Below are 26,571 nucleotides of genomic sequence, written 5' to 3' on the forward strand. Positions count from 1 at the left end.
ATCGACTATGCGCGCCCCTTTTGCAACCTCAACATAGTTTTAAACGCTGTTCGCTAGGTACGACCGGCCCAATAGGGATCGCGTAGCTTGCGCTTGAAGATTTTTCCAGTCGCCTCGCGGGGCAGGGTGTCCAGAAACTGGACTTCCTTCGGCACCTTGAAGTTAGCCAATCGCTCGCGCAGAAAAGTCTGCACGGCGCCGGCGGAAAGCTGCGCGCCCGCCTCCGGCTCGATGCAGGCGCACAGCCGCTCGCCGAATTCCGCATCGGGGATGCCGAACACCGCGCAATCGCGCACCCCTCGCATCGCGATCAGCACGTTCTCGATCTCGGCCGGATAGATGTTGACGCCGCCTGATATCACCATGTCGCGCTTGCGGTCGCACAGGAACAGATAGCCGTCTTCGTCGAGATAGCCGACGTCGCCGACGCTGACGAGACCATCGCGCCCGGCTTCGGCGCGGGCCTGCGCCTTGCCGTGATAGTCGAAGTCGGGCACGGCCGTCTGGCGCATGTAGATCTCACCGACCTCATTGACGCCGCAGAAGCTGCCGTCATCGCGAAAAATCTTGACGATGCCGCCTTCGATGGCGCGGCCGACCGTGCCGGGCTTCTTCAACGCCTCCTCGGCCGAGTGCCACACCGGGATGCCAGTCTCCGTCGAGCCGAAATATTCGTTGATGACCGGTCCCCACCAATCGATCATGGCGCGCTTGATCTCGGGCGGGCAGGGCGCGGCACCGTGAACCACGAAACGCAACGAGGAGAGGTTGTAGCGCTGCCTGACCTCCTCGGGCAGCCGCAGCAGCCGGACGAACATGGTCGGCACCATGTGAATATGCGTGACGCGGTGGCGCTCGATCAGTGCCAGCAGCTCCTCGGCGTCGAACCGCGCCTGGAGGACGATGGTGCAGCCGCTGCGGAACGCCAGCATGCCGTAGGAGTGCGGCGCCGAGTGGTACATCGGCCCGTTGATCAGCACGACCTGGTTGTCCCGCGGCTTGATGCCATAGGCGATCGCGCCGACGCGCTCGGAGGCGGCCGCCTGTTCCGGCTGCATCGGCATGCGCCGCACGCCCTTCGGCATGCCCGTGGTCCCCGATGTGTAGATCATCGCCGCGGCACGGCGCGGCGGATCCTGTCTTTCCGGATGGCCGTCGCGCCAGCGGTCCCAATCGGTGAGGCCCGCCGGGACTTGGGTCAGCTCGGGGGGAATGGCGAAGGTTGCGGCGAGCTCGGGCGGCGTCGCAACGACGAGCAGGCGCACGTCCTCGGGCAGACCCGCGCGGATCTGCGGCAGCAGGTCGGCGTGGCAGACCAGGATCTTCGCGCCGCTATCCGTCAGGATGTAGCGGACCTCCTCGGCCTTGAGATGCCAGTTGATGGGCACCATCGGACTGCCGAGCGCGGCGGAGGCCGCGACCACCTCGAACAGCGCAAAATCGTTGCGCAGCATCATGGCGACCGGAGCGCCTTCGGCCAGGCCAAGGGCGCGGAGCCCGCTCGCCGCGCGTCTGATGCGCGCCTGGATCTCGTCGTAACCGATCCGGCGTTCGCCGCTGATGATCATGGCGTGTCCTTACCCTGTTCCAGTTTAGCGATCATCCAGCACGTCGCCGAATCCGACCCAGCTCTTGCCGTTGAAGCGGCGCAGCTGCAGCTGCTGGAACGGCAGATAGTCATCGGGGCCGGTTGTGACAGACATGCCCGGCAGCAGCAGCGGCAGCTTTACGTCCTTTAGCGAGGCGGCCTGGCGCATGATGTTGTCGCGGCTGAAATCATCCTTGCATGCCTTCAGCACCGTCATCAGCAGCGTCGCGTAGTGGTAGCCGGCCGCGTAGTTGGAATTGGAGAGGTCCGCATTCGGCATGTACTGCTTCATGAAGGCAAAATAGTCCTTCACACCGGGATCGCTGGCCCATTGCGGGTCCATCGTGTCCTTCTGGTTGCTCGACGAGATCAGGCCGACCGCGTTGTCGAGCCCGGCCGGCTCGAGGAACGAGATCGACGAGGCCGAGGTCGGCACGAAGAACAGCTCGGGCTTCCAGCCGATCTCGGCCACGCCCTTGATCATCTGCGAGGTGAACTTGCCGAGCACGACGCCGAACAGCACGTCGGCGCCCGATGCCTTCAGGGTCGAGAGCTGCGAGCTGATCGTCGGCGCGCTGGTCTCGTAGGTCTGCTCCGCCACGATCATGCTGGCGGCCTTCTCGCCGAGCGCGCGCTTGAAGCCGGCGACATAGTCGCGGCCGAAATCGTCGTTCTGGGACAGGATGGCGATCCTGGCGCCGGGCTTGGTGCGCAGCACGTGCTTGGCATAGACCACGCCCTCGGATTCGTAGGCGGCCATGCCGGGCATGGTCCACGGATATTTCAGCGGGTCGGCCCATTTCGTCGCGCCCGAGAGCACGAACAGCTGCGGCACCTTCTTGCCGTTGAGGTAGCGCTGCACGGCGCTGTTGGTGGCGGTGCCGAGCGAGCCGAACATCATCAGCACCTCGTCCTGCTCGACCAGCTTGCGGGTCTGCTCGACGGTCTTCGGCGGCGAATAGGCATCATCCAGCGTGATGAACTTGACCTTGCGGCCGTTGATGCCGCCTTCGGCGTTGACCTTATCGAAGAACGCCTCCTGCGTCCGTCCGATCGCGCCGAAGCCGGAGGCCGGGCCGCTGTAGGGCAGGGTCTGGCCGATGCGGATCTCGTCGCTGCCTTCGGCATGGGCGCCGCCGGCGGCGAGCGTCAGCAGGGACAGGCCGATCAATGTGGCTGCCAGCTTCATGATGTCCTCCCGATTTTCTTGTCCGTCCGAGCCGTCAGGCGCTGGCGCGCATCAGGAAATCCTGCCGGGCCTGATCGAATTCGCCCTTCATCCGGTCGACGAGCTCGGCGACCGGAGGGGCGTCGGTGATCTGGCCGATGCCCTGGCCCGATCCCCAGATGTCGCGCCATGCTTTCGATTTCATGTTGCCGCCGGAGCCGAAATTCATCTTCGATTTATCTGCGGCCGGAAGATTGTCCGGATCGAGGCCGGCGGCGGCGATCGAGGGCCCAAGATAGTTGCCGTGCACGCCGGTGAACAGGTTGGTGTAGACGATGTCGTGCGCGGCGTGCTGCGTCAGCGCCGACTTGTAGGCTTCGTCGGCATTGGCTTCCTGCGTGGCGATGAAGCGCGTGCCCATATAGGCGAGGTCGGCGCCCAGCGTCAGCGCGGAGGCGATGCCAAAGCCGTCGCTGATCGCCCCCGACAGCAGGATCGCGCCATCGAACCATTGCTTGACCTCGCGCACCAGTGCGAAGGGCGACAGCGTGCCGGCATGGCCGCCCGCGCCGGCGCAGACCAGGATCAGGCCGTCGACGCCCTGCTCGGCGGCCTTGCGGGCATGTTTGACGTTGATGACGTCGTGGAACACCAGCCCGCCGTAGGAATGCGCGGCCTCGACGATCTCCGCCGGCGGCCGTAGCGAGGTGATGATGATGGGCGCCTTGTGCTTCACGCAGGTCTCCATGTCCTTCATCAACCGGTCGTTGGAGGCATGGCAGATCTGGTTGACGGCGTAGGGCGCGACCTTCCTGCCGGGATTGCGCGACTTGTATTCGCCGAGCTCGTCCTCGATGCGGCTCAGCCACTCGTCGAGTTTCTCGACGGGACGGGCATTGAGCGCGGGAAACGAGCCGACGACACCGGCCTTGCACTGGGCGATCACCAGCTCCGGTCCGGAGACGATGAAGAGCGGCGAGCCGACGACGGGCAACTCCAGATTGTTCTTGAGCAGAGCGGGCAGTGCCATCGGACCCTCCTGATAACGCGCATCGCCGGTCCTTTCGGCCGATGGTGAGCGCTTCCATGTCGATTTGTCGCGCCGGCGGAGTGTGCTCGCTTGGCGCTTTGACCCCACTATAGGGTTGGATAACGGGCGGGGATCGTTCAATATTGAACAAGCGCATATACAAATTTGAACGGAGGCGGCGATGGATTGGGATCTCTGCAAGACCTTCGTCGCGGTCGCCGATACCGGCAGCTTCACGGCCGCGGCGAAGCGGCTGCACGCCAGCCATCCGACCGTCAGCCGCAAGATCGCGGCGCTGGAGGCGCAGCTCGGCACAAAACTGCTGGCGCGTGCCGCCGACGGCTTCGTGCTCACCGCCGATGGCCGCACCTTGCGCGAACATGCCGAGGCGATGGCGGCTGCCGCGCTCCGGGCTGAAGCCGCGGTCGGGGCCGGCGGGCGCAAGGCGCGCGGCACGGTCAAGCTGTCGATCGGCGCGACGCTGGCCTCGCACTGGCTGATGCCGCGGCTGCGGTCCTTTTTCGGCGCCCATGATCACATCCGGCTCGAGATCATCACCCATCCGTTTCCGGCCAGCGTGCGCCGCCGGGAGGCTGACGTGGTATTGCGGCCGGTCGACAGCGGCGAGGAAAACCTGGTCGGCCGCAAGATCGGCCGCCTCGGCACCGGCTTCTACGCCTCGCGCGACTATGCGGCCGGCCGGTTCCTGCCGGAGCGAAGCGGCGAATGGAAGGGGCACAATATCATCGGCTTTGCCGACCAGGATTCCAACGCGCAGCTGGCGCGCTGGAGCGATGCGATCACGCGTCAGGGCACCGTCGTGATGCGCTGCTCGTCGCAGGGCGATATGCTGGCGGCGGTGCGTGCGGGGATCGGAATCTCCGCGCTGTCCTGCTTCGTCGCGGAGAGCTATCCGGACCTCGTGCGCGTCGCGCCGCAGAAGCTCGTCAGCGTCGCCGACCTCTGGCTGCTCGCCCATCCCGATCTGGTCGAGCTGTCCGCGGTGCGTGCCGTCGTCGACTTCGTGGCCGAGTGTGCCCGCGCCGATCGCGAGCGGCTGCGGGGCTAAAGCATGATCCGGAAAAGTGCGAAGCGGTTTTCCGGAAAGATCATGCGCAAAAAATTCAGTTTCCGGCGAGCACGCCTTCGCGCTTCTTCACGGCGCGATAATAGCTCCACCACAGATGCGCGGCCGCGCCGCGCAGCGGGCGCCAGGGCTCGGCGAGCGGCGCCATCTGCTTCTCCGTCGGCCGTGCCTTGAGGCCGAGCCCGATCTTGATGCCCTCCTGCACGGCGAGATCGCCGGCCGGCCAGGCATCGCCATGGCCGAGGCAGAACAGCAGATAGACGTCCGCCGTCCACGGCCCGATGCCGGGAAGCGAGATCAGCGTGTGATGCGCAGCGTCGGCGTCTTCCTCCGCGAGCACGTCGAGGTTAAGCCGCTGCGCATTGATCTCGCGCGCCAGATGCTTCAGCGTCTTGATCTTGGCGGCGGACAGGCCGAGCCGCCCCAGCCGGTCGGTGCGGGCGCGGCGCACGGCGTTATGGTCGAACGGATCGAAGGTGGCCGACAGTCGCCCCCAGATCGCCGCCGCACTCGCGGTCGAGAGCTGCTGCCCGCAGACGATGTGCGCGAGCCCCGTAAAGCCCGGCTCGCGCCGCCGCAACGCCGGCATGCCGGCGGTCGCGAGCACGGGCTTGAGCCGCGGATCGCGCTTGATCAGCGCGTGGACGGCTTCTTCGAGGTCGGACTGGGTTTCGAGGTGGATGGTCATTGTTATGGGACTCGTGATGCGCGGGCTTGACCCCGTATCTATTATCCTACTCCGTCATTCCGGGGCGAGGCGACGGGATCGCGCGAAGCGCGACGCCGGCGCATCGAACTATGGTGCGCAATTGCGCACCAGGGAATCTCGAGATTCCGGGTTCGGTCCTGCGGACCGCCCCGGAATGACAATCGTGGCAGTCAAGCCCGGCAATGACGGATACACCGAGAACTCATGCCACCCGTTTTCCGATTTGCCCCCAGCCCGAACGGCCTGCTGCATCTCGGCCATGCCTATTCGGCGCTGCTGAACTTCGATCGCGCCCGAGAGACCGGCGGGCGGCTGCTGCTGCGGATCGAGGACATCGACGCGACGCGCTGCCGGCCGGACTACGAGGCGGCGATCTATGAGGACCTCGCCTGGCTCGGCATTACCTGGGAGACGCCGGTGCGGCGGCAGTCGGAGCATCTTTCCGACTATCGTGCCGCGCTCGAAAGACTCTCCGCGCTGGACCTCGTCTATCCCGCCTTCGAAAGCCGCGCCGAGATCGCAAGGCTGGTGGCCGTGCGCGAGGCCGACGGGCCGTGGCCGCGCGATCCCGACGGCGCACCGCTTTATCCTGGTGATGCGAAGTCGCTTCCTGCCGCCGAGCGCACGCGGCTGATCGCCGCGGGCGCGCCCTACGCGCTCCGGCTCGACATGGCGGCCGCCTGCCGCTGCGCCACCGGCCTGAGCTGGAACGAGCTCGGCGAGGGACCGGATGGCGAGCGCGGCACCGTCCCGGCGCGACCGGAGGCCTGGGGCGACGTGATCATGGCCCGCAAGGAGACGCCGACCAGCTACCATCTGTCGGTGGTCGTCGACGACGCGCTCCAGGGCGTTAGCGAGATCGTGCGGGGGCAGGACCTGTTTCACGCAACCGCGGTGCACCGCCTGCTCCAGGTCCTGCTCGGCCTGCCGGAACCCGCTTACCGCCACCATGCTCTGATTCGTGACGGCGAGGGGCGGAAGCTGTCGAAATCCAGCCGGTCGACCGGGCTGCGGGAGTTGCGCGCCGCCGGCGCCACACCAGCCAGTGTCCGCCAGCTGGTGGGATTAGGTTAAGTTTCTCTGGGGGTTAGCGAAACGCCGCCGTGACTCCGGGGGTTCCGTCGTGCCATGCTCGGCCGACAGCCCGGGTTCGAAGCGGATACTTCGAAGGGGAATTATGGCGGCGAAAACGCGCGCAGTGCGCACTACGCGGACGTCCCCGCCTCGGAAACGGTCCGGGGCGGCCGGGCGGTCGCGCAAGCGCGGCCCCAAGGCTGACGCGCCTGATGTGGTCCAGGCGGCGCTCGCCGCCTTTGCCCACGAGGTCCGCACCCCCCTGACCGGCATTCTCGCGATCAGCGACCTGCTTGCGACCTCCGATCTCGGAGAGCGGGAGAGGCGCTGGGCCGACACCATCAAGGCCGGCGCCGAGCATCTGGCGAGCCTTGCCACGCTGTTCGTGGACGCAGCCAGAACGGGCAAGGGCGCCGGGAAGGGCGGCAGCGCGCTGCGGCAGGATCTGTTCGACTTGCGGGCGCTCGCGCGCAGCACCGGCGATTCGCTCGCCGGGCGCGCGGCGGCCAAGGGGCTCCAGGCCCAGGTCGAGATCTCCGAAAAGCTGCCGGGGCTGGTGGTCGGCGATCCCGTCCGCCTGCGCGCCGCGCTTGAGAACCTGATCGACAATGCCGTGAAGTTCACCGAGCAGGGCGGCGTGGCGCTCGCGGTGGCGCCCTGGCGTCCTGCGAAGGAAGAGGCCAAGGGCAAGGCAAAGGGCAAAGGCAGGGTCGGTGTTGCCTTCGCGGTGTCCGACAGCGGCATCGGCCTGACCATGGCCGAGATCAAGCGGCTGTTTCGCCCTTTCACCCAGGCCAATGTCACCATCGCCTCGCGTTTCGGCGGCGCCGGGCTCGGGCTGTCCTCGGTGAAGCAACTGGCGCGCGCGATGGGCGGCGACATCTCGGTCGCGCCGCGCGGTGGCGGCGGCGCCACCTTCACGCTGACGGTGTCGCTGGATGCGGCGGGGCCGGCCAGGTCCAGCAAATCGAAGGGCGAAGCCGGGGTGGATGCGGTCGCTGCGCTGCGCGTGCTCAGTGTCGAGGACAACCCGTTCGGCCGCGTCGTGCTCAACACCATCCTCACCGAGCTTGGCCATCATGCCGAGTTCATCGGGCGCGGCGAGGATGCCGTGAACCGGCTGGAGCAGGGCGCCTTCGATGCCGTGCTGATGGACATGGTGTTGCCGGGGATCGACGGCGTCGAGGCGATCAGGCGGATCCGCACCATGCCGGCGCCGCTGGCTCAGATCCCCATCATCGGGGTCTCCGGGCGCGGCGAGGACGAGGCGGCCTCGCGCGAAGCCGGCGCCGACGCCTTCCTGGTCAAGCCTGTGTCTCCGCGGGCTTTAGCGACTGCGCTGCTTGAAGCGACACGCCGTGAGGTAGCTGCGACTTGATGATCGCGGCATTGAGCTCGCCGCCGTAAACGAAGATCGCGGCGATGAAATACAGAAACACCAGTGCGATGATCACCGAGGCGAGCCCCGCATACATCGTCACGTAATTGTTGGCGAAGCGCGCCAGATATTGTCCGAAGACGATGCCCGAGATCAGCGACGCCACGATGGTGAAGACGATGCCGGGCAGGATCTGGAGAAAGCCGCGCCGGCCCGCCGGCAGCCAGGCGTGCAGGATCAGCAGCGCGACCACCAGCGCAGCCACGGTGATGCCGTAGCGCAGCCAGGTGAGGATGCTTTCATTGGATTCGACGAACAGCGGGATATGGCGCCGCGCCGCCTCGATGAAGAGCGGACCAAGCACGATCAGGAAAGCCATGGCGAGCGCGGTGAAGGCCGCGACCAGCGTGTAGCCGATCGATTCCAGCCGCAGCCAGTACCAGCGCCGCATCTCCACCACCGCGTAGGCGCGGTTGAGCGCGACGCGGAGCGCCTCGACTCCGTTCGAGGCGAAGTAGACCGACAGCGCCGCGCCGATCGTCAGCACGCCGGTGCGGGTGGTGGTCAGCACGTCGTGGATTTCGCCCGAGATCGAATCGGCGACCTGCTTGGGCCAGACCTGGAGCATCAGGCTGGCGGCCTGATCGGCGAGTTCCTTGGAGCCGAAGAAGCCGGCGAGCGAGGTCAGCACGATCAGGAACGGGAACAGCGCCATCAGCGTCGACAGCGCAATATGGCTTGCGATCGCCCAACCGTCGTCGGCCAGGAACGTGTAGAACGCATCCTCCACCACGACGTAGATGTAGCGGATCGCTTTCACGTGGCACCTGTGTTGGCGGCCGATGCTTTCGTACCCCTCTTGCGGCGTGGTTCGCCTCGCCCCGCTTGCGGGGAGAGGCCGACGCGCTCGGCAGCGCACTTGCGCGCCTGAGCGCGGCGGGTGAGGGGGAGTCTCCGCGGGGACGGTGAGAGCCGGATTCGCGGAGAGTCCCCCTCACCCGAATTCGATCTGCGATCGAATTCGACCTCTCCCCGCAGGCGGGGAGAGGCGAAGAGAACGGGCCGCTCGCGCAAATCGGAAATCATCCAGCTAGCTTCTGATATTATTGGCCTAAAAGCCAGATCGGGAACGCCATGGCGAACCGCCGCACACGGTGTTATCTACCCTCAGATGGCATCTATCCTGAGTACTTTCATCCTGCCGATTGCGGTCGGCGCCGTGGCGCTGGTGCTGCTGCTCGGTCTCGTCAACATGATGCGCGGCGGCTCGCCAGACACCTCGCAGAAGCTGATGCGCTGGCGGGTGCTGCTTCAGTTCGTGGCGATCGTCATCGCCATGGCCGCAGTCTGGGCGATGGGGCGCTAGGGCATGATCCGGACCCGTAGGGCCGCGTTCGCGCAACGTGCGAAGCGGTTTTCCGAAAAGATCATGACCTAAGATCAAGGAATCTATCATGGTCGTGCTGAACCGCATTTATACCAAGACCGGTGACGACGGCACGACAGCGCTCGGCTCGGGCGAACGCCGGCCGAAATATGATCTGCGCATCGAGGCCTATGGCACCGTCGACGAGACCAATGCCGCAATCGGCGTTGTCAGGCTCCATACCCATGACATGCCCGAGTTCGACGCGATGCTCGGCCGCATCCAGAATGATCTGTTCGACCTCGGCGCCGATCTCGCCGTGCCCGAGCGTGAAGGCAAAGACGAGCGGCTGCGGGTGGTCGCGAGCCAGGTGGAGCGGCTCGAGCGCGACATCGACGCACTCAACGACAAGCTTTCGCCGCTCACCTCCTTCGTGCTCCCCGGCGGCACGCCGGCCGCGGCCTACCTGCATGTTGCGCGCACGATATGCCGCAGGGCGGAACGCGTCATCGTGGAACTGGCGGCTCAGCCCAACGAACCGGTCAGCGCGGCTGGCATCCAGTATATGAACCGCCTGTCGGACTTGCTGTTCGTGGCGAGCCGTGCCGCTAACCATAACGGCGCCGGGGACGTGCTCTGGGTTCCGGGCCAGAACCGCTGACCCATTTGAGCGGCGCATTTCTAAGGTCTAAAAATTGGCCGCTTCGCGCGTTGACCGGGCCGGATCAGGCCTTTAGGTTCCGCGCCAGTTGATAACTCCCCTCCCAAATTGAGTGAAAGAGGATCGATGAAGGTCTTAGTGCCGGTAAAGCGGGTGGTCGATTACAACGTCAAGGTCCGCGTCAAGGGCGATGGATCGGGCGTTGAACTCGCCAACGTCAAGATGTCGATGAACCCGTTCGACGAAATCGCGGTCGAGGAAGCGCTGCGTCTGAAGGAAGCCGGCAAGGCGACCGAGGCCGTGGTGGTCTCCATTGGACCTGCGCAGGCGTCGGAGACGATCCGCACCGGTCTTGCCATGGGCGCCGATCGCGGCATCCTGGTGAAGGCCGAGGGCACCGTCGAGCCGCTCGCCGTCGCCAAGATCCTGAAGAAGGTTGCCGAAGAAGAGCAGCCCGGCCTCATCATCCTCGGCAAGCAGGCGATCGACGATGACAGCAACCAGACCGGCCAGATGCTGGCCGCGCTGCTCGGCTGGTCGCAGGCGACGTTCGCCTCCAAGCTCGAGGTCGAAGGCTCTGACTTCAAGGTCACGCGCGAAGTCGACGGCGGCCTGCAGACCGTCAAGCTGAAGGGACCGGCGATCGTCACCACCGACCTTCGTCTCAACGAGCCGCGCTACGCCTCGCTGCCGAACATCATGAAGGCGAAGAAGAAGCCGATCGCGGAGAAGACCGTCGCCGATTACGGCGTCGATGTCGCCGCGCGTCTCGAGGTTCTCAAGACCACTGAACCGGCAGGCCGCAAGGCGGGCGTCAAGGTCAAGGACGTCGCCGAGCTGGTGTCGAAACTCAAGAACGAAGCCGGGGTGCTCTGATGACGACGCTTCTGATTGCCGAACACGACAATGCGTCGCTCAAGGATGCGACCAACAAGACCCTGACCGCGGCTGCCGCGCTCGGCGGGGATGTCGAGGTGCTGGTCGCTGGCCAGAACGCCAAGGCCGCGGCGGATGCTGCTGCCAAGCTTGCCGGCGTGAAGAAGGTGCTGCTCGCCGACGGCGAGCTCTACGCGCACGATCTCGCCGAGCCGCTGGCCGCGCTGATCGTCTCGCTGGCCCCGTCCTATGACGCGATCGTCGCGCCCGCGACCTCGCGCTTCAAGAACGTGATGCCGCGTGTCGCCGCCCTGCTCGACGTCATGCAGGTCTCGGAGATCATCAAGGTGGTCGCTCCCGATACCTATGAGCGTCCGATCTATGCCGGCAACGCCATCCAGACGGTGAAGTCGAAGGACGCCAAGAAGGTCATCACGGTCCGCACCTCCACCTTCGCTGCAGCAGGTGAAGGCGGCAGCGCGCCGGTCGAGACCGTGGCGGCGGCGGCCGATCCCGGCCTGTCGTCCTTTGTCGGCGAGGAAGTCGCCAAGAGCGATCGTCCCGAGCTGACCTCGGCCAAGATCATCGTTTCCGGTGGCCGGGCCATGCAGAGCCGCGAGAACTTCGCCAAGTACATCGAGCCGCTGGCCGACAAGCTCGGCGCCGGCGTCGGTGCCTCGCGCGCGGCGGTGGACGCCGGCTATGCCCCCAACGACTGGCAGGTCGGCCAGACCGGCAAGGTCGTGGCCCCCGAACTCTATGTCGCGGTGGGCATTTCCGGTGCGATCCAGCATCTGGCCGGCATGAAGGACTCCAAGGTGATCGTCGCGATCAACAAGGACGAGGACGCGCCGATCTTCCAGGTCGCCGATTACGGCCTGGTCGCCGACCTCTACCAGGCGGTTCCGGAGCTGACGGCCGAACTCGCCAAGCTCGGCAAGTAAAACGCGTTCAAAACACCGGCCGGAGGTATAAACTCCGGCCGGTGTTTCATTTTTGAGGCGTTTTCTTTGGCGTGGGGCACGCCTTCGAAGCGATCCAATCTAGGTTTCGAGCCAAGGTTCTGATTAAATCAGGCTTCTGGTCAAATCAGACCTCCCGGCTCAGGGGATAGGCAGGCGCGATATGCGCGCCGTTCCGGTGGATGACATTATGGCGGCAGTGATCAAGAAGGTCGGCGTGATCGGCGCGGGTCAGATGGGCAATGGCATCGCCCATGTTGCGGCGCTCGCCGGCTTCGACGTGGTGCTCAACGATGTTTCGGCCGACCGCCTCAAGTCGGGCATGGCCACCATCAACGGCAATCTGGCGCGCCAGGTCTCCAAGAAGGTCGTCACCGAGGAGGCCAAGACCCAGGCGCTGGCGCGCATCGTGGCCGCCGAGAAGCTCGACGACCTCGCCGACTGCGATCTCGTGATCGAGACCGCGGTCGAGAAGGAAGAGGTCAAGCGCAAGATCTTCCACGAGCTCTGCGCGCTGTTGAAGCCGGAGGCGATCGTCGCCTCCGATACGTCCTCGATCTCGATCACGCGCCTCGCCGCTGCCACCGACCGGCCCGAGCGCTTCATCGGCATTCACTTCATGAATCCGGTGCCGCTGATGGAGCTGGTCGAGCTGATCCGCGGCATCGCCACCGACGATGCGACCTTCGAGGCGTCCAAGGAATTCGTCGCCAAGCTCGGCAAGCAGGTCGCGGTCTCCGAGGATTTCCCGGCCTTCATCGTCAACCGCATCCTGCTGCCGATGATCAACGAGGCGATCTACACGCTGTATGAAGGCGTCGGCAACGTCGAGGCGATCGACGCGGCGATGAAGCTCGGCGCCCATCATCCGATGGGCCCGCTCGAGCTTGCCGACTTCATCGGTCTCGATACCTGTCTGTCGATCATGCAGGTGCTGCACGAGGGCCTCGCCGACTCTAAGTACCGCCCGTGCCCGCTGCTGGTGAAATACGTCGAGGCCGGCTGGCTCGGTCGCAAGACCCAGCGCGGCTTCTACGACTACCGCGGCGCCAAGCCGGTTCCGACGCGCTGATCCATTCCCCGGTGCCGTAAGGTGGGCAAAGCGACTTGTCCGCCGTAGCTCGGCGAGCGAAGGCGGAAGCGTGCCCACGCATTTTTTGCGACCATGGTGAGGTGGTGGGCGCAGCGCGAGTGCGCCTTTGCCTACCCAACGGCACCTCGGCCGTGGGTCGACCGTGTGACAATTCATGTCCCATTAACTGCTCGCCTCTAGGTTACGCCCGGTATAAGGGTTCGCGTAATGGACATGATGGCAATGGTCAGCACCATGCTGGCCGCTCAGCAAGGCGCTCTGCAGTCGAATATTGCGGCGACGCTGACCAAGCAGAACATGGATATGGAGAAGTCTACCGTCCTGACCCTGCTCGGTGCCGCTCAGCCTTCCCTTGCCAATGTCGGCCCCGGCGTCGGCGGCAACCTGAACGTGACGGCCTAAGTCCTAGAGCGACGCGGCCGCCTTGCCCGTCGCCGCCCGGATCAGCTTGAGCGCATCCTCGCTCGCCCATTCCGCCGGCCCCGCGATCGTCGCGATCTCGCAGCCATGCGGGTCGACCAGCACCGAGGTTGGCATGCCCAGCGCCCGGCCTATCGCCTTAAGATCCTGAAAAACCTTGGCTTTCTGGTCGGTGAAATAACCGAGCCGGGTCAGATTGGCTTCTTTCAGGAAGGTCCTGGGTTTTTCGGGGTCGCGGGTGTCGATGTTGATCGCCACCACCTCGAAATTCGGGCCCGACAGCTTGCCCTGGAGCTCGTCCAGCGCGGGCATCTCCTTCCGGCACGGCACGCACCAGGTGGCCCAGAGGTTCACCAGCAGCGTCTTGCCGCGGAAATCGGACAGTTTCTTCGGCTTGCCATCGGCATCCTCGAAAGCGAGGTCCGGCAGCTTCAAGGGGGCGGTCGCCATGGTCAGCGCTGCCACCTCGCCATGGGCGAACGGAGCGATTTTTTGCGCCGTCGCCACCGCCGGCTTGCAGCTCGGATCGCCGCCAGGCGCCCGACTCAGGCCCAGCCCGTACAGCGCGGCGAAGCCGGCTAGCCCGCCGATCGCCACGGTGGCGATGACGAGGGGGATCCGGCGCGTGGCGGAGGGTTTCGGGTCGAGCATATCGTTTGTCATCCGGTCGCAGATATGGCTATCAGGGGCCTCTTAATACGGCTGGCCGCGGCCAGCAAACGTGGCTAGCGACAGGCAAGGCGTGAGCAGGGGATCATGAGCAACAAGATGTGGGGCGGCCGGTTCTCGGAGCGTCCCGATGAGATCATGGAAGAGATCAACGTCTCCATCGACGTCGATCGTCACCTTTTTGCCCAGGACATTGCCGCGTCCAAGGCCCACGCCGCGATGCTCGCCAGCCAGGGCATCATCACGGCCTCTGATGCGAAAAATATCGGCAAGGGTCTAGACACGATTTTGTCAGAGATCGGCAAGGGCGGCTTCGAATTCAAGCGCGCGCTCGAGGACATTCATATGAATGTCGAGAGCCGCCTGTCGGAGCTGATCGGCCCCGCGGCCGGCCGCCTGCACACCGCGCGCTCGCGCAACGATCAGGTTGCGACCGACTTCCGTCTCTATGTCCGCGACGTCCTCGACGAGACCGATGCCGCGCTCGCCGCGTTCCAGCAGGCGCTGGTCGGGCGTGCGCTGGAGCATGCAGCGACCGTGATGCCCGGCTTCACCCATCTGCAGACCGCGCAGCCCGTCACCTTCGGCCACCATCTGCTCGCCTATGTCGAGATGGCCGCGCGCGACCGCGGCCGCTTCCAGGACGCGCGCAAGCGGCTCAACGAGTCCCCGCTGGGCGCAGCCGCGCTCGCCGGCACCTCGTTCCCGATCGACCGCCACGCCACCGCGAAGGCGCTTGGATTCGACCGCCCGATGGCGAACTCGCTCGACGCCGTCTCCGACCGCGACTTCGTGCTGGAGACGTTGTCGGCAGCCTCGATCTGCGCCGTGCACATGTCGCGCTTTGCCGAGGAGATCGTGATCTGGACCTCGCCGCTGGTCGGTCTGATCCGGCTGAGCGACAAGTTCACCACCGGCTCCTCGATCATGCCGCAGAAGCGCAATCCGGATGCCGCCGAGCTCGTGCGTGCCAAGACCGGCCGCGTCATCGGTGCTCTGAACGGGCTGCTCATCGTGATGAAAGGCCTGCCGCTCGCCTATCAAAAGGACATGCAGGAGGACAAGCAGGGCGCCATGGAGGGCTTTGCCGCGCTGTCGCTCGCGATCCGCGCCATGACCGGTATGGTCCACGACCTCGTCCCTGACGAAGCCAAGATGAAGGCGGCCGCCGGCGAGGGTTACGCCACGGCGACCGATCTTGCCGACTGGCTGGTGCGGACGCTGAAGATGCCGTTCCGCGAGGCCCATCACGTCACCGGCCGCATCGTGGCCAAGGCGGCCGAAGGCGGCGTGGCGCTGCACGAACTGCCGCTGAAGGACATGCAGGCGATCGAGCCGAAGATCACCAAGGACGTACTCGGCGTGCTCTCGGTCGAATCGTCGGTGAAGAGCCGCACCAGCTTTGGCGGCACCGCGCCGAAGAACGTGGCCTCGCAGGCAAAGAGCTGGGCGAAGCGGCTGGAAAAAGAGCGAAAATTGGGCTGAGGGCAAAATTTCGCTTATGTTTCATGGTCATCCGGCTCTCGCCAGAGCGCGCCAATCTCTGTATGGTGCGCCCCGCGTAGTGGGGATTTCGTCGTGACGTCAAAGTTTCGCCCGGCCGGCTCGGGGTGGGCCATCATTGTCTTGAGCCTGACGGCGCTCGCGCTTGCCGCCTGTGGCCGCAAGGGCCCGCTCGATTTGCCGCCGACCGCCTCCGGCGCGTCCACGGCCAACGTCGCAGCTCCAACCGACACCGAGACCGCAGCCCAGAAGACGCCGAGCCTGTTCAACCCCACCTCCGGCGCGGACGCCGCGCCGGCGGCGCCCAAGGGCAGCAAAAAATCGTTTATCCTCGACCCGCTCCTGGACGAAAAGCCCAGCCGCTAGGCTGGGACAACTGAGCCAACGCCATGAACCATTTTGACTACCGCAACGGCGTGCTGAACGCCGAGGCGGTGAACCTGTCCGAGCTGGCCGCAACAATCGGCACGCCGTTCTACTGCTATTCGACCGCGACGCTGGAGCGGCACTACCGGGTCTTCACCGAGGCTTTCGCCGGCGAGAAGGTGCTGGTCTGCTACGCCATGAAGGCGAACTCCAACCAGTCGGTGCTGCGCACGCTGGCCAAGCTCGGCGCCGGCGCCGACGTGGTCTCGGGCGGCGAGCTGAAGCGCGCGCTGGCCGCCGGCATTCCCGCCGGCAAGATCGTGTTCTCCGGCGTCGGCAAGACGGAAGATGAGCTGCGCGCTGCGCTCGCCGCCGACATCCTCTGTCTCAACGTCGAATCCGAGCCGGAGCTCGAGCTGCTGTCGCGCCTTGCGACCGAGATGGGCAAGACCGCGCGGATCTCGTTGCGCGTCAATCCCGACGTCGATGCCGGCACGCATGCAAAGATCTCCACCGGCAAGTCCGAGAACAAGTTCGGCATCCCGATCGTGCATGCCCGCGAGGTCTATGCGCGCGCTGCAAAGCTGCCAGGCATCGAAGTGACCGGCACCGATGTGCATATCGGCAGCCAGATCACTGACCTCTCCGGCATGGAGACGGCGTTCCGCATCCTCTCCGAATTCGTGCAGACGCTGCGCGCGGACGGCCACGAGATCAGCCACGTCGATTTCGGCGGCGGTCTCGGCATTCCCTACTACATGGACCGCGAGGCGCCGCCGGCGCCCGCCGCCTATGCCGCCATGGTCAAGCGCGTCAGCCACAATCTCGGCTGCACACTGATGTTCGAGCCGGGCCGCATGATCGTCGGCAATGCCGGCATCCTGGTCGCCAAGGTGATCTACGTGAAGCACGGCGACGGCAAGAACTTCGTCATCATCGACGCCGCCATGAACGATCTGATCCGCCCGACGCTGTATGAAGCCCATCACGACATCCTGCCGGTGACGCAGCCGGCGAGGGATGCCGCCACGATCACGGCCGACGTGGTCGGCCCGGTCTGCGAGACCGGCGACTATCTCGCGCTCGACCGCACGCTGCCGATGCCGAAGGCGGGCGATCTCCTCGCCATCATGACCGCCGGTGCCTATGGCGCCGTGCAGGCCGGCACCTACAACACGCGGCCCTTGGTGCCCGAGGTGCTGGTGAAGGGCGAGCAGTACGCCGTGGTGCGCCCGCGCATCGAGGTCGAGCAGCTGATCGCGATGGATACGCCCGCGCCGTGGCTGTGAGTGTGAGGCGGTAAGGTCGCGCCTCAAGCTTGCTGTCGTCCCCGCGAAGGCGCGGACCCATAACCACAGGGAGTGGTTGTCGTGCGAAGCTGATAACTCCGAGTCTTCGCAAAACTCCTTCCTGTGGCTATGGGTCCCGGATCTGCGCTTCGCTTGTCCGGGACGACGAGTAGAATTTGAGGCGCTACTTCCCCGCCAATCCACCCGTTGCTCCGCCAACCACAACTCCCGCCTTCTTCTCGATCGGCTTGATCGCCGCGGTGAAATCCGACTCCGCGCCTTCCGCGCTGATCACGGTCTCCCACAGCCGCCCTACCGCATCGGCGACTTCCATCGACAGGCCGAGCTGCTTCATCTCTTCCAGCGCCAGCCGCACGTCCTTCACCATCAGCCCCGTGGCGAAGCCGAAGTCGAAGGTGCGCGGCAGCACCGAGCGCGGAAACTTGTCGCGGCTGGCGGTGTTCATGCCGGAGCCGGCATTGATGACGTCGATCATCACGGCGGGATCGAGCCCGGCCTTCACCCCCATCACCACCGCTTCCGACGTCGCCACGATCGCCGTGGCCGAGAGGAAATTGTTGGCGAGCTTCATGGTCTGCGCCGCGCCCGGCTTCTCGCCGATGAAGAACACTTTTCCGATCACCTCGAGCGCGGGCTTGAGCAGCTCGAACTCCGCCTTCGGTCCCGACACCATCACCGCCAGCGTGCCCTTCTCGGCGCCGCCGACGCCACCGGAGACGGGACAGTCGATCTGCACGATATCGCGCTTGGCGAGCAGGCCGTGAATCTTCGCAGCCATCGCCGAGCCGACGGTGGAGAGATCGATGAAGCGTTTGGCGCGCCTGCCTTCGATCACGCCGTTCGCGCCGGTGGCAACCTCGAGCGAAGCCTGCAGCGAGGGTAGGCTCGCCATCACGGTCTCGACCTGGTCGGCGACGTCCTTCGGCGATGACGCGGCAGTGGCACCGCGCGCCACCAGCTTTTCGACGACCTCCTTGCGCGTGTCGAACACGATGAGCCGGTTGCCGGCCTCGATCAGCCGCCGCGCCATCGGGAAACCCATGTTTCCGAGCCCGATGAATCCGATGTCCATGGTGTTTCCTTGTGCTTGTTATTCGTTGTTGTCGATGTGCGTTCGACCCAGCTGTCGTCCCGGACAAGCGCGCCCAAAGCGCGCGCTGATCCGGGACCCGTAACCCCAGGGAGAAGTTGTGGCGCGAGAGTGTAACTCCGAGTCCCCGTAACCACATCGTCCTGTGGTTGGGTCCCGGATCAGCGCTACGCTGCGCTTGGTCCGGGACGACGATGAGGAGGGACGGCGCGCCCCTCACTCACGCGCCCCTCTCACGCCTTGCCATCGATCTCCGCGAACACCTCGCGCGCGATGCGGAAGCTGTCGACGGCGGCCGGCATGCCGCCGTAGATGGCGACCTGCATCAGGATCTCGCGGATCTCGTCGCGGGTGACGCCGTTGGTGAGTGCGCCCTTGAGATGCGCGCGAAACTCGTGCTGGCGGTTGAGGATCGCGATCATCGCGATGTTGAGCATGCTGCGGGTCTTGCGCGGCAGCTCCTCGCGGCCCCACACCGTGCCCCAGCAATATTCGTTGAGCATCTCCTGGAACGGACGGTTGAAATCATCGACGTTCTTCAGGGCGTTGTTGACATAGGCTTCTCCGAGTACCGCTTTGCGGACCTCGAGGCCCTTGTCGTGCATCTTCTTGTCCATGGCGTTTCCTTCGTTTCCCTCAGGTGGCGGCGCGGAAATTACGGGGTTGCGGCGGGCCAGTCACGTCCTCGTGTTATGCGGGAAAAGGGGTCTCTCCCGTACAGGAACGGATGCCTCAGTGCTGCCGTTGTGGTACGCTTCACTCTACCGGGCAACCTGGAGAGCTGATTGAACGGCGTCACCCCCGACCCGTCAGACCCGATCCGCGATGGCGACGCTCTGTCGCGGCTGAAGCTGGCGCAGGCCCTCGACAGGGCCATCTATGCCATCGCGTGGGAGCGTGCCTGGCCAAGTTTCGCGCGGCTGCTGACCGTCATCGGCCTGTTCCTGGTGGTGTCCTGGGCCGGTCTCTGGCTGGCGCTGCCGTTCCTGGCCCGTGCGGTCGGTCTCGTCATCTTTGCCGGCATTGCGATCGCCGCGCTGTTCCCCCTGCTTCGGTTCCGGTGGCCGAGCCGCGAGGAAGCGCTGAGCCGGCTCGACCGCGGCTCCGGTATCCGTCACCGCCCGGCCACCACGCTCACGGATACCCTGACCTCGCAGGACCCGATCGCGAAGGCGCTGTGGCAGGCGCAGCGTGAGCGCACGCTGGCTTCGCTCAAGCGCATCCGTGCCGGTCTGCCGCACCCGCGGCTCGCGCTCCACGATCCCTGGGCGCTGCGGGCGCTGGTCATGGTGATGCTGGTCGCGACCTTCTTCGCCGCCGGCGACGAGCGCGCGATGCGGCTGGGCGCCGCCTTCGACTGGAACGGCGTGCTGGCGCCGACCAATGTTCGCGTCGACGCCTGGGTCACGCCGCCGCTCTACACCGGCAAGCCGCCCATCATCCTGTCGGCGGCCAACAAGGAGGCCGCAGCGCTGCCGGCCAGCGGCCCGCTCGCCGTGCCCGCCGGCTCGACTCTGATCGTGCGCTCTTCCGGCGGCAACCTCGATGTCGTCGTCTCCGGCGGCCTCAAGGAGGTTGCCCCCACTGAAGCCACGCCCAAGGGCACCAACGAGAAGCATTTCGCCATCACCGCCGACGGCACCGCGCATGTCCGTGCGCCCTCCGGCCAGCCGCAATGGGCGTTTGCGGCGACGCCTGACCGTCCGCCGACGATCGCGCTCGCCAAGGATCCCGAGCGCCAGGCGCGCGGCGGACTCCAGCTGTCCTACAAGATCGAGGACGATTACGGCGTCACCGGCGCCGAGGCGCAAATCGGCCTGCGCTCCGCCGATTCCGGCAAGGACGGCAGCAAGGACGACACCAAAGCCGCGGCGCGGCCGCTGTTCCAGCCGCCGCAATTCCCGCTGGTGCTGCCGAATGCGCGCACCCGCAGCGGCGTCGGCCAGACCGTGAAGGACCTCAGCGAGGATCCCTATGCGGGTGCCGACGTCACGCTGACGCTCACCGCCAAGGACGAGGCCGGCAACGAGGCTAGAAGCGAGCCGTTCAACATGCGCCTGCCCGAGCGTCTCTTCACCAACTCGCTCTCGCGCGCGCTGATCGAGCAGCGCCGGATCCTCGCGCTCGACGCCAACAAGAATTCCGACGTCTACGCCGCACTCGATGCGCTGATGATCGCGCCTGAATTGTTCACCCCGGATGCCGGCTGCTATCTCGGCCTTCGGAGCCTCGCTGCCCAGCTCGAGGCCGCCCGCACCGACGATGCGTTGCGCGACGTGGTGGCGAGCATGTGGGCGTTCGCGGTCACCATCGAGGACGACGGTGTCGCCGGCAGCGTCAATGCCGCGCTGCGTTCGGCGCAGGACGCGCTGAAGCGGGCGCTTGAACGCGGCGCCAGCGAGGACGAGATCAAGGTGCTGACGCAGAAGCTCCGCGAGGCGATGGCCGGCAAGGTGCGCGATCTCGCCCGGCGCGCCGAGCAGAATCCGCTCGGCCCCCGGCAGCCATTCCCGGCGGAGGTCCAGCTCATCCTCGACAAGGCCATCGAGCTGCGACAGAAGACCCAGCATGCGACGGCGGAACAGCTCGAGGAGCTGGCGCAGCAGCAGGACGCACTTCGCCAGCAGCTTCAGGCCTATCGAAAGTCGGCGAGCAACCGGGCGAAGGCGGGCAACGACGGGGCCAACCAGTTTACGCGGGACCGGAAATGCGGAAGCTAGCACGCGTGCCAGTCTTCAAGGCGATCTCGATCGCCTTTCTCGCCTTGCTGTTGGGAGGCGTCTCGCCGGCCGCTGCCCAGCTGGATCAGGATCCCGATGCGCTGCTCGACAGCGCGGAAAAGGCGATGCAGGATTCCGGCGACAGCCTCAGGCAGAAGGAATCCGGCAAGAGCCTGAGCAATCAGTCCGACGCGATCCAGAAGCTCGAGGAATACAAGCGGGCGACGGAACGGAGCCAATCCTCCAGCCGTGATCGCAACGTCATCACGCAGCGCGATCTCGACGAGCTGCTGAAGCAGATCGAGAAGGCGGCGCGCGAGGGCAATCGCGAGGCGGCCCAGCGCATGCTCGAGCAGCTTGCGCAGATCATGGAAAATCTCCAGATGGCGCAGCCCGGGCAATCCGGCGACAGCGACATGGAGCAGGCGCTGAACGAGCTCAGCGACATGATCCGCAAGCAGCAGCAATTGCGCGACAAGACCTTCAAGCAGGGCCAGGATTCCCGGCGTGACCGCTCGCGCGGCAAGCAGGGCGACCAGTCGATGTCGGACCTCCAGCAGGACCAGCAGGCGCTACGCGATCGCCTGAAGAAGCTGCAGGACGAGCTCGCCAAGCGCGGCCTCACGCAGAAGGGGCAAAAGGGCCAGAAAGGTCAGCAGGGGCAGAAGGGCCAGCAGGGCGATCCGGGACAGTCCGGCCAGGATGGCGATCAGGACGGCGACCAGGGCGACGATGACGGCAGCCTGGATACCGCCGACGGCGCCATGGGTGATGCCGGCTCGAAGCTCGGCGAGGGCAATGCGGATGGTGCCGTGGACTCGCAGGGCAAGGCGCTCGACGCCCTGCGCAAGGGTGCGCAGAAGATGGCCGAGGCGATGCAGCAGGGCGACGGCGACGGGCAGGGCGATGGTCCCGGCAACCGGGCCGGCCGCCAGCAGAGCGGCGGCAATCAGACCGACCCGCTCGGTCGTCCGCTTCACGGCCGTGAGTTCGGCGACGATTATACGGTCAAGATCCCCGGCGAGATCGACGCCCAGCGTGTCCGCCGCATCCTCGAAGAGCTCCGCCGCCGCCTGGGGGATCCCTCCCGCCCGCAGATCGAGCTCGACTACATCGAGCGGCTGCTGAAGGATTTTTAGAGGGCGGTTAAACCGGACCTTCCATCGTCATTTGCGAGCGCAGCGTGTTTCCGCGGCGGCAGTCTGGATTGTTTCGCTGCGCTCGCAATGACGATGTTGCGAGACCGGACTCCAATCCATCACCGTCACCCTGAGGTGCTCGCCTCTTCGGCGAGCCTCGAAGGGCGACGGCCCGGCTGCAGCGGGGCCGTTCATCCTTCGAGGCTCTCCATGCAGCGCCTGTTGCGCTGCATGTTTCGCACCTCAGGATGACGGATTCGGGACAGTCGCTGTGTTGTAGCCGCTACCCCTTCTTCGCCGCCAACGCATCCGCTACCGCGGTGCGGATGTCGGCGACCGAGAAAGGTTTTGTTACGACATCATGCACCAGCGCGTTCAAGTTCGACGCGCGCTCGCGCTGGTCGGCAAAGCCGGTCATCAGCAAAATCGTCAGATCGGGGAAATCGCGCGCAGCGGACAGCGCCAGCGCGATGCCGTCCATGACGGGCATCTGGATGTCGGTGAGCAAGAGATCGAACGCGCCGTCCTCGCGGGTCAGGATCTCCAGCGCCTCGGCGCCGTCTTGTGCGGTGACGGTCTCGTGGCCGTCCATGGCGATCGCGCGCGCCACCAGCGTGCGCATCGAATCCTCGTCGTCGGCGATCAGGATTTTCGGCATCAGGCAAACCTTGGTATCAGCTCCCGCTTGCGAGGCTGACTATACGCTGCCGCCGGCGATGTCGCGCCGGTTGAAGAAGCGAACGTCGATATTGCGGCCCTCCGGCGGCGGCGAGGCCAGGCGCGAGCGGAAGAAAGCGCGCTCGCCGGGCCGCAGCACGGTCTGTTCCAGCACCGTATTCCAAGCATAGATCTCCGCGCCTTGCGCGTCGCGCACGGCAAAACGCAGCCGCGGAATGTCGAGCGCCTTCTTGCCCTCGCCAACGATGACCCCCTCGATCACCAGCACCTGCTTACCGTCGACGGTCTCGCTGGAGAGCTTGACGTCCTTGAAGGTCAGCCCGCGCAGGTTCACATCAAAGCCGACCAGTTTGTAGAAGGCAGCCGTCTGCGGCAGCAGCCGCACCATATCCCCGCGCCAGATCACCAGCGCCAGCACCAGGGCGCCCATGGCGGCGCAGGCGGTCGGCAGGCCGAGATAGGATTTTCGCGGCGCCGGGGCTGCGGCGGGGCGGCTGACCCGCGCGCCGGGGCGGCGGAACAGGCTACGGAACCAGGACTGGTGCTGCGCCCCAGTGGCCTCCTCTTCGGCCTCCCGGGCGGCCGCCGACCATTCGTCCTCGGTCGTCTTGACCTCGTCCGGCCAGTCGCTGGCAATCGATGGGCTGTCGACCACGGGCGCGTCGGCGGCGTTATCGTCCTTGGCGTAGGAGTTCCACTGCTCGGCGAGGTCGGACTGGTCGTCGGCCTGGCTGGCCGCGGCCATGGCCGGGACGGACGCCCCCTCGATGGCATCCTCGGCATAGGCGACCCAGGTCTCCTTGCAGCGGGAGCAGCGGACCGTCCGTCCGTTCGCCCCCAGGCTCGCGGGCTTGATGGCGTAGGATGTCGTACAATGGGGGCAGACGATATGCATGGACGAGCCTTGATGCATGGACTGGTCTTGATGACCCGGAGAGCCGGTTGCCCTGGATGCTACAAGGCGACCGTTAACGAACCGGAAACCATAACGGTCGCAAAAACCGTTGATCGCGCATGGCAGCGCGCCGAGTCGCTTCCATCGTCCCCTCTCGAACGGAGCTGAGCTTGGTTCGGTTCGAAAATGTCGGATTGCGTTACGGCCTGGGGCCGGAGATCCTGTGCGACCTCAGCTTCCAGATCCCCGCGCATTCCTTCCAGTTTCTCACCGGCCCGTCCGGCGCCGGCAAGACCTCGCTGCTGCGCCTGCTGTTCCTGTCGCATCGGCCGACGCGCGGTCTCGTCAATCTGTTCGGTCACGATATCTCGCAGCTCGGCAAGGACGAGATCGCCGATTTGCGCAAGCGCATCGGCATCGTGCTGCAGGACTTCCGCCTGCTCGACCACATGACGACCTATGAGAATGTCGCGCTGCCGTTCCGCGTCATGGGCCGCAGTGAGTCGAGCTATCGCAAGGAGGTCATCGACCTCCTGCGCTGGGTCGGCCTTGGCGATCGCATGGATGCGCTGCCGCCGATCCTGTCGGGCGGCGAGAAGCAGCGTGCCGCGATCGCGCGCGCCGTGATCTCGCGGCCGCAGCTGCTGCTCGCGGACGAGCCCACCGGCAGCGTCGATCCGACGCTCGGCCGCCGCCTGCTGCGGCTTTTCATCGAGCTCAACAAATCCGGCACCGCCGTCATCATCGCGACCCATGACATCGGCCTGATGGACCAGTACGAGGCGCGGCGGCTGGTGCTGCACCAGGGACGGCTGCACGTCTATGAATAGGACCGACGAGCGCGGCGTGCTGGTCGATCTCGGACAGGAGCGTCCGCAGCTTCCGGCCAAGGCGCGCAACATGTCGCCGATCGTGCCGCGTGCCTCGATCCACGGCCGCGCGCTGGTCGCCGTCGTCGCCATCATGACCTTCCTGGCGTCGATGACCACGGGCACGGTGCTCCTGGTCAGCGCCTCCGCAGCGGAATGGCAGTCGGAGGTCGCAAGCGAGATCACTATCCAGGTCCGTCCGCAAGCGGGGCGCGATCTCGACCGCGACACCGCGGCCGTGACCGAGGCGATGCGCGCGCAGGCCGGCATCGTCGAGGTCAAGCCGTTCAGCAAGGACGAGAGCGGCAAGCTGCTCGAGCCCTGGCTCGGCACCGGCCTGTCGATGGACGATCTGCCGGTGCCGCGCATGATCATCGCGCGCGTGCAGCCCGGCACGCCGCTCGATCTCGGTGCCCTGCGCGCCCGCGTGACGCAAGTGGCGCCGAGCGCCAGCGTCGACGATCACCGCGCCTGGATCGAGCGCATGCGCTCGATGACCAATGCCACCGTGCTCGCCGGCCTCGGCATCCTCGCGCTCGTCATCATCGCGACCATCATCTCGGTGTCGTTCGCCACCCGTGGCGCCATGGCGGCGAACCGCCCGATCGTCGAGGTGCTGCATTTCGTCGGCGCCGGCGATCGCTACATCGCCAACCGTTTCCTGCGCCATTTCCTCAGGCTCGGCCTCGAAGGCGGCGTGATTGGCGGCGGTGCCGCCATGCTGGTGTTCGGCTTCTCCGAGTCGGTCGCCGGCTGGTTCTCGGGGACCCCGGTCGGCGATCAGTTCGCCGCGCTGCTCGGCACCTTCTCGTTGCGGCCGTCCGGCTATGTCGTGCTCGCGGTGCAGGCGGTCCTGATCGGCGCCATCACGGCGGTTGCTTCGCGCCAGACGCTGTTCGCGACGCTGAATGACGTTGATTGAAGTTTCTTCGCCTCTCCCCGCCTGCGGGGAGAGGCCGGAATGCGCGCTGCAAGCGCGGATTCCGGGTGAGGGGGACTCTCCGCGAGTCCAACTGCCGCCGTCCCCGCGGAGAGTCCCCCTCACCCCAACCCTCTCCCCGCAAGCGGGGCGAGGGAGCGCACCATCGACGAGGATGGAGTTGCGGCCCGTTGCATTCATCGAGCCTGACAAACCGGACTCCACTTCGCCTCAAAACGTCCTAAAATCATTCAGGGAAGGGATCACCGACATCGCATGACCTCGCCGACCGACGATCGATCGCCGAAACTGCCGCGCGGCTGGCTGCGCGCGACAATCGTGTCGACGATTGCGTTCGCTTTCGTCGGCGCGGCGGCGGGTTTCGTCGCGTTCCTGTCGCAGATGCGCGGCGCCGAGATCACGCCGGACCGTAAGGCCGACGGCATCGTGGTCCTGACCGGCGGTTCCTCGCGGGTGTCGGACGCGATGGAGCTTCTAGCCGCCGGCTATGGCAAGCGGTTGCTGATCTCCGGCGTGCATCCGACCTCGACCGCAAGTGACATCTCGCGGACCTTGCCGGAGAACCAGTCCTTCATGACCTGCTGCGTCGATCTCGACCGCACCGCGCTCACGACCCGCGGCAACGCCGCGGAGGCGCGGCGCTGGGCCGAGGGACGACGTTTCAAGTCGCTGATCGTGGTCACCTCGAACTACCACATGCCGCGCGCGCTGGTGGAGTTCTCGCATGCGATGCCGGAGACCACGCTGATCCCGTTCGCGGTGGTCGGCGATAAATGGCGCGAGGAGCCGTGGTGGACCTCGGCGTCCACCCTGCGGCTGCTGTTGTCCGAATATGTCAAGTACATCGCGGCCGAGCTCAGGGTGCGGCTGGAGGATTTCGGGATTGACCTTTCGCCCGAGATGTCGGAGCAGCCTGCAGGTCAGCAGCCGAAGCGACCCGCCACCGCCCAGGCCAATTGACCGGCCATTGATCGGCAAAT

27 protein-coding genes are annotated in these 26,571 nt (G+C 65.9%); 17 read left to right on the plus strand and 10 right to left on the minus strand.

The window, feature by feature from the left end:
• Window positions 1-53: 53 nt before the first annotated feature.
• The 3 genes from GGD63_RS28925 to GGD63_RS28935 are packed head-to-tail and all read right to left on the minus strand — an operon-like array spanning window position 54 to window position 3,786.
• Complete coding sequence (locus GGD63_RS28925) at window positions 54-1,568, minus strand: acyl-CoA synthetase (protein WP_183246960.1); 1,515 nt, start codon at window positions 1,566-1,568, stop codon at window positions 54-56.
• Between the two features lie 24 nt (window positions 1,569-1,592).
• Window positions 1,593-2,777, minus strand: coding sequence for an ABC transporter substrate-binding protein (locus GGD63_RS28930; RefSeq protein ID WP_183246962.1), 1,185 nt, complete (start codon window positions 2,775-2,777; stop codon window positions 1,593-1,595).
• A gap of 34 nt (window positions 2,778-2,811) precedes the next feature.
• Window positions 2,812-3,786 (minus strand): nitronate monooxygenase family protein, encoded by a 975-nt coding sequence (locus GGD63_RS28935; RefSeq protein ID WP_183246964.1) that lies wholly within the window; start codon window positions 3,784-3,786, stop codon window positions 2,812-2,814.
• 181 nt (window positions 3,787-3,967) lie between these two features.
• Here GGD63_RS28935 and GGD63_RS28940 point away from each other — a divergent pair, with 181 nt between their 5' ends.
• On the plus strand, window positions 3,968-4,855 hold the full coding sequence (locus GGD63_RS28940) for a LysR family transcriptional regulator (protein WP_183246966.1): 888 nt from the start codon (window positions 3,968-3,970) through the stop codon (window positions 4,853-4,855).
• A 55-nt stretch (window positions 4,856-4,910) separates the two neighbouring features.
• Here GGD63_RS28940 and GGD63_RS28945 read toward each other — a convergent pair whose 3' ends face one another.
• The gene (locus tag GGD63_RS28945; RefSeq protein ID WP_183246968.1) at window positions 4,911-5,561 is read right to left on the minus strand and encodes a DNA-3-methyladenine glycosylase; all 651 of its coding nucleotides are present in this window, start codon (window positions 5,559-5,561) and stop codon (window positions 4,911-4,913) included.
• Window positions 5,562-5,786: 225 nt separating this feature from the next.
• Here GGD63_RS28945 and gluQRS point away from each other — a divergent pair, with 225 nt between their 5' ends.
• Together gluQRS and GGD63_RS28955 are read left to right on the plus strand one after the other, a co-directional pair.
• Window positions 5,787-6,656: a tRNA glutamyl-Q(34) synthetase GluQRS gene (gluQRS, locus tag GGD63_RS28950; protein WP_183246970.1), complete on the plus strand. Its 870-nt coding sequence runs from the start codon at window positions 5,787-5,789 to the stop codon at window positions 6,654-6,656.
• A 103-nt stretch (window positions 6,657-6,759) separates the two neighbouring features.
• Window positions 6,760-8,034, plus strand: coding sequence for an ATP-binding protein (locus GGD63_RS28955; RefSeq protein ID WP_183246972.1), 1,275 nt, complete (start codon window positions 6,760-6,762; stop codon window positions 8,032-8,034).
• Here the strand turns inward: GGD63_RS28955 and GGD63_RS28960 are convergent.
• Window positions 7,961-8,854, minus strand: coding sequence for a YihY/virulence factor BrkB family protein (locus GGD63_RS28960; RefSeq protein WP_183246974.1), 894 nt, complete (start codon window positions 8,852-8,854; stop codon window positions 7,961-7,963). The two genes, GGD63_RS28955 and GGD63_RS28960, sit on opposite strands and share 74 nt — an antisense overlap.
• Before the next feature lie 351 nt (window positions 8,855-9,205).
• On the opposite strand from GGD63_RS28960, the gene GGD63_RS28965 reads away from it, so the two are divergent.
• The 6 genes from GGD63_RS28965 to GGD63_RS28990 all read left to right on the plus strand — a co-directional run bounded on the left by GGD63_RS28965 (window position 9,206) and on the right by GGD63_RS28990 (window position 13,394).
• Window positions 9,206-9,400 (plus strand): twin transmembrane helix small protein, encoded by a 195-nt coding sequence (locus GGD63_RS28965; protein ID WP_183246976.1) that lies wholly within the window; start codon window positions 9,206-9,208, stop codon window positions 9,398-9,400.
• A gap of 88 nt (window positions 9,401-9,488) precedes the next feature.
• Window positions 9,489-10,061: a cob(I)yrinic acid a,c-diamide adenosyltransferase gene (locus GGD63_RS28970; protein ID WP_183246978.1), complete on the plus strand. Its 573-nt coding sequence runs from the start codon at window positions 9,489-9,491 to the stop codon at window positions 10,059-10,061.
• Between the two features lie 126 nt (window positions 10,062-10,187).
• Window positions 10,188-10,937: an electron transfer flavoprotein subunit beta/FixA family protein gene (locus GGD63_RS28975; protein WP_183246979.1), complete on the plus strand. Its 750-nt coding sequence runs from the start codon at window positions 10,188-10,190 to the stop codon at window positions 10,935-10,937.
• Window positions 10,937-11,881 (plus strand): electron transfer flavoprotein subunit alpha/FixB family protein, encoded by a 945-nt coding sequence (locus GGD63_RS28980; protein WP_183246981.1) that lies wholly within the window; start codon window positions 10,937-10,939, stop codon window positions 11,879-11,881. The genes GGD63_RS28975 and GGD63_RS28980 overlap by 1 nt, the downstream gene beginning before the upstream one ends.
• A gap of 208 nt (window positions 11,882-12,089) precedes the next feature.
• Window positions 12,090-12,971, plus strand: coding sequence for a 3-hydroxybutyryl-CoA dehydrogenase (locus GGD63_RS28985; protein ID WP_183246983.1), 882 nt, complete (start codon window positions 12,090-12,092; stop codon window positions 12,969-12,971).
• Between the two features lie 228 nt (window positions 12,972-13,199).
• A complete protein-coding gene (locus tag GGD63_RS28990; protein WP_183246985.1) occupies window positions 13,200-13,394 on the plus strand; it encodes a putative motility protein in 195 nt (64 codons plus the stop codon).
• A 3-nt stretch (window positions 13,395-13,397) separates the two neighbouring features.
• On the opposite strand, the gene tlpA is transcribed toward GGD63_RS28990, so the two are convergent.
• Window positions 13,398-14,063 carry a thiol:disulfide interchange protein TlpA gene (gene tlpA / locus GGD63_RS28995; protein WP_183246986.1) on the minus strand — a complete coding sequence of 222 codons (666 nt, stop codon included), beginning with the start codon at window positions 14,061-14,063 and terminating at the stop codon, window positions 13,398-13,400.
• Between the two features lie 105 nt (window positions 14,064-14,168).
• Between tlpA and argH the strand changes: the two genes are divergently transcribed.
• The 3 genes from argH to lysA all read left to right on the plus strand — a co-directional run bounded on the left by argH (window position 14,169) and on the right by lysA (window position 17,239).
• Entirely contained in the window at window positions 14,169-15,566 is a 1,398-nt protein-coding gene (argH, locus tag GGD63_RS29000) for an argininosuccinate lyase (protein WP_183246989.1), read from the plus strand.
• Between the two features lie 93 nt (window positions 15,567-15,659).
• The gene (gene lptM, locus GGD63_RS29005) at window positions 15,660-15,950 is read left to right on the plus strand and encodes an LPS translocon maturation chaperone LptM (protein WP_183246991.1); all 291 of its coding nucleotides are present in this window, start codon (window positions 15,660-15,662) and stop codon (window positions 15,948-15,950) included.
• A gap of 23 nt (window positions 15,951-15,973) precedes the next feature.
• Complete coding sequence (gene lysA, locus GGD63_RS29010; protein WP_183246993.1) at window positions 15,974-17,239, plus strand: diaminopimelate decarboxylase; 1,266 nt, start codon at window positions 15,974-15,976, stop codon at window positions 17,237-17,239.
• Between the two features lie 184 nt (window positions 17,240-17,423).
• Here the strand turns inward: lysA and GGD63_RS29015 are convergent, their stop codons facing one another.
• Both GGD63_RS29015 and GGD63_RS29020 read right to left on the minus strand, forming a co-directional pair.
• Window positions 17,424-18,332: an NAD(P)-dependent oxidoreductase gene (locus GGD63_RS29015; protein ID WP_183246995.1), complete on the minus strand. Its 909-nt coding sequence runs from the start codon at window positions 18,330-18,332 to the stop codon at window positions 17,424-17,426.
• A 251-nt stretch (window positions 18,333-18,583) separates the two neighbouring features.
• On the minus strand, window positions 18,584-18,967 hold the full coding sequence (locus GGD63_RS29020; RefSeq protein WP_008567285.1) for a carboxymuconolactone decarboxylase family protein: 384 nt from the start codon (window positions 18,965-18,967) through the stop codon (window positions 18,584-18,586).
• A 168-nt stretch (window positions 18,968-19,135) separates the two neighbouring features.
• On the opposite strand from GGD63_RS29020, the gene GGD63_RS29025 reads away from it, so the two are divergent.
• The gene (locus tag GGD63_RS29025) at window positions 19,136-21,070 is read left to right on the plus strand and encodes a TIGR02302 family protein (protein ID WP_183246997.1); all 1,935 of its coding nucleotides are present in this window, start codon (window positions 19,136-19,138) and stop codon (window positions 21,068-21,070) included.
• The gene (locus tag GGD63_RS29030) at window positions 21,058-22,209 is read left to right on the plus strand and encodes a DUF4175 family protein (protein ID WP_183246998.1); all 1,152 of its coding nucleotides are present in this window, start codon (window positions 21,058-21,060) and stop codon (window positions 22,207-22,209) included. Before GGD63_RS29025 ends, GGD63_RS29030 begins: the two co-directional genes overlap by 13 nt.
• Window positions 22,210-22,492: 283 nt before the next feature.
• On the opposite strand, the gene GGD63_RS29035 is transcribed toward GGD63_RS29030, so the two are convergent.
• Window positions 22,493-22,867 (minus strand): response regulator, encoded by a 375-nt coding sequence (locus tag GGD63_RS29035; protein WP_025033579.1) that lies wholly within the window; start codon window positions 22,865-22,867, stop codon window positions 22,493-22,495.
• A 39-nt stretch (window positions 22,868-22,906) separates the two neighbouring features.
• The gene (locus GGD63_RS29040; protein WP_183247000.1) at window positions 22,907-23,782 is read right to left on the minus strand and encodes an MJ0042-type zinc finger domain-containing protein; all 876 of its coding nucleotides are present in this window, start codon (window positions 23,780-23,782) and stop codon (window positions 22,907-22,909) included.
• Window positions 23,783-23,952: 170 nt separating this feature from the next.
• Between GGD63_RS29040 and ftsE the strand changes: the two genes are divergently transcribed.
• The 3 genes from ftsE to GGD63_RS29055 all read left to right on the plus strand — a co-directional run bounded on the left by ftsE (window position 23,953) and on the right by GGD63_RS29055 (window position 26,551).
• Window positions 23,953-24,612: a cell division ATP-binding protein FtsE gene (ftsE, locus tag GGD63_RS29045; protein ID WP_183247002.1), complete on the plus strand. Its 660-nt coding sequence runs from the start codon at window positions 23,953-23,955 to the stop codon at window positions 24,610-24,612.
• Window positions 24,605-25,573: an ABC transporter permease gene (locus tag GGD63_RS29050; protein WP_183247004.1), complete on the plus strand. Its 969-nt coding sequence runs from the start codon at window positions 24,605-24,607 to the stop codon at window positions 25,571-25,573. Before ftsE ends, GGD63_RS29050 begins: the two co-directional genes overlap by 8 nt.
• Window positions 25,574-25,846: 273 nt before the next feature.
• Window positions 25,847-26,551 carry a YdcF family protein gene (locus GGD63_RS29055; protein WP_183247006.1) on the plus strand — a complete coding sequence of 235 codons (705 nt, stop codon included), beginning with the start codon at window positions 25,847-25,849 and terminating at the stop codon, window positions 26,549-26,551.
• Window positions 26,552-26,571 lie beyond the last annotated feature (20 nt).

This window comes from Bradyrhizobium sp. cir1, from assembly GCF_014198245.1.
Lineage (GTDB): Bacteria > Pseudomonadota > Alphaproteobacteria > Rhizobiales > Xanthobacteraceae > Bradyrhizobium.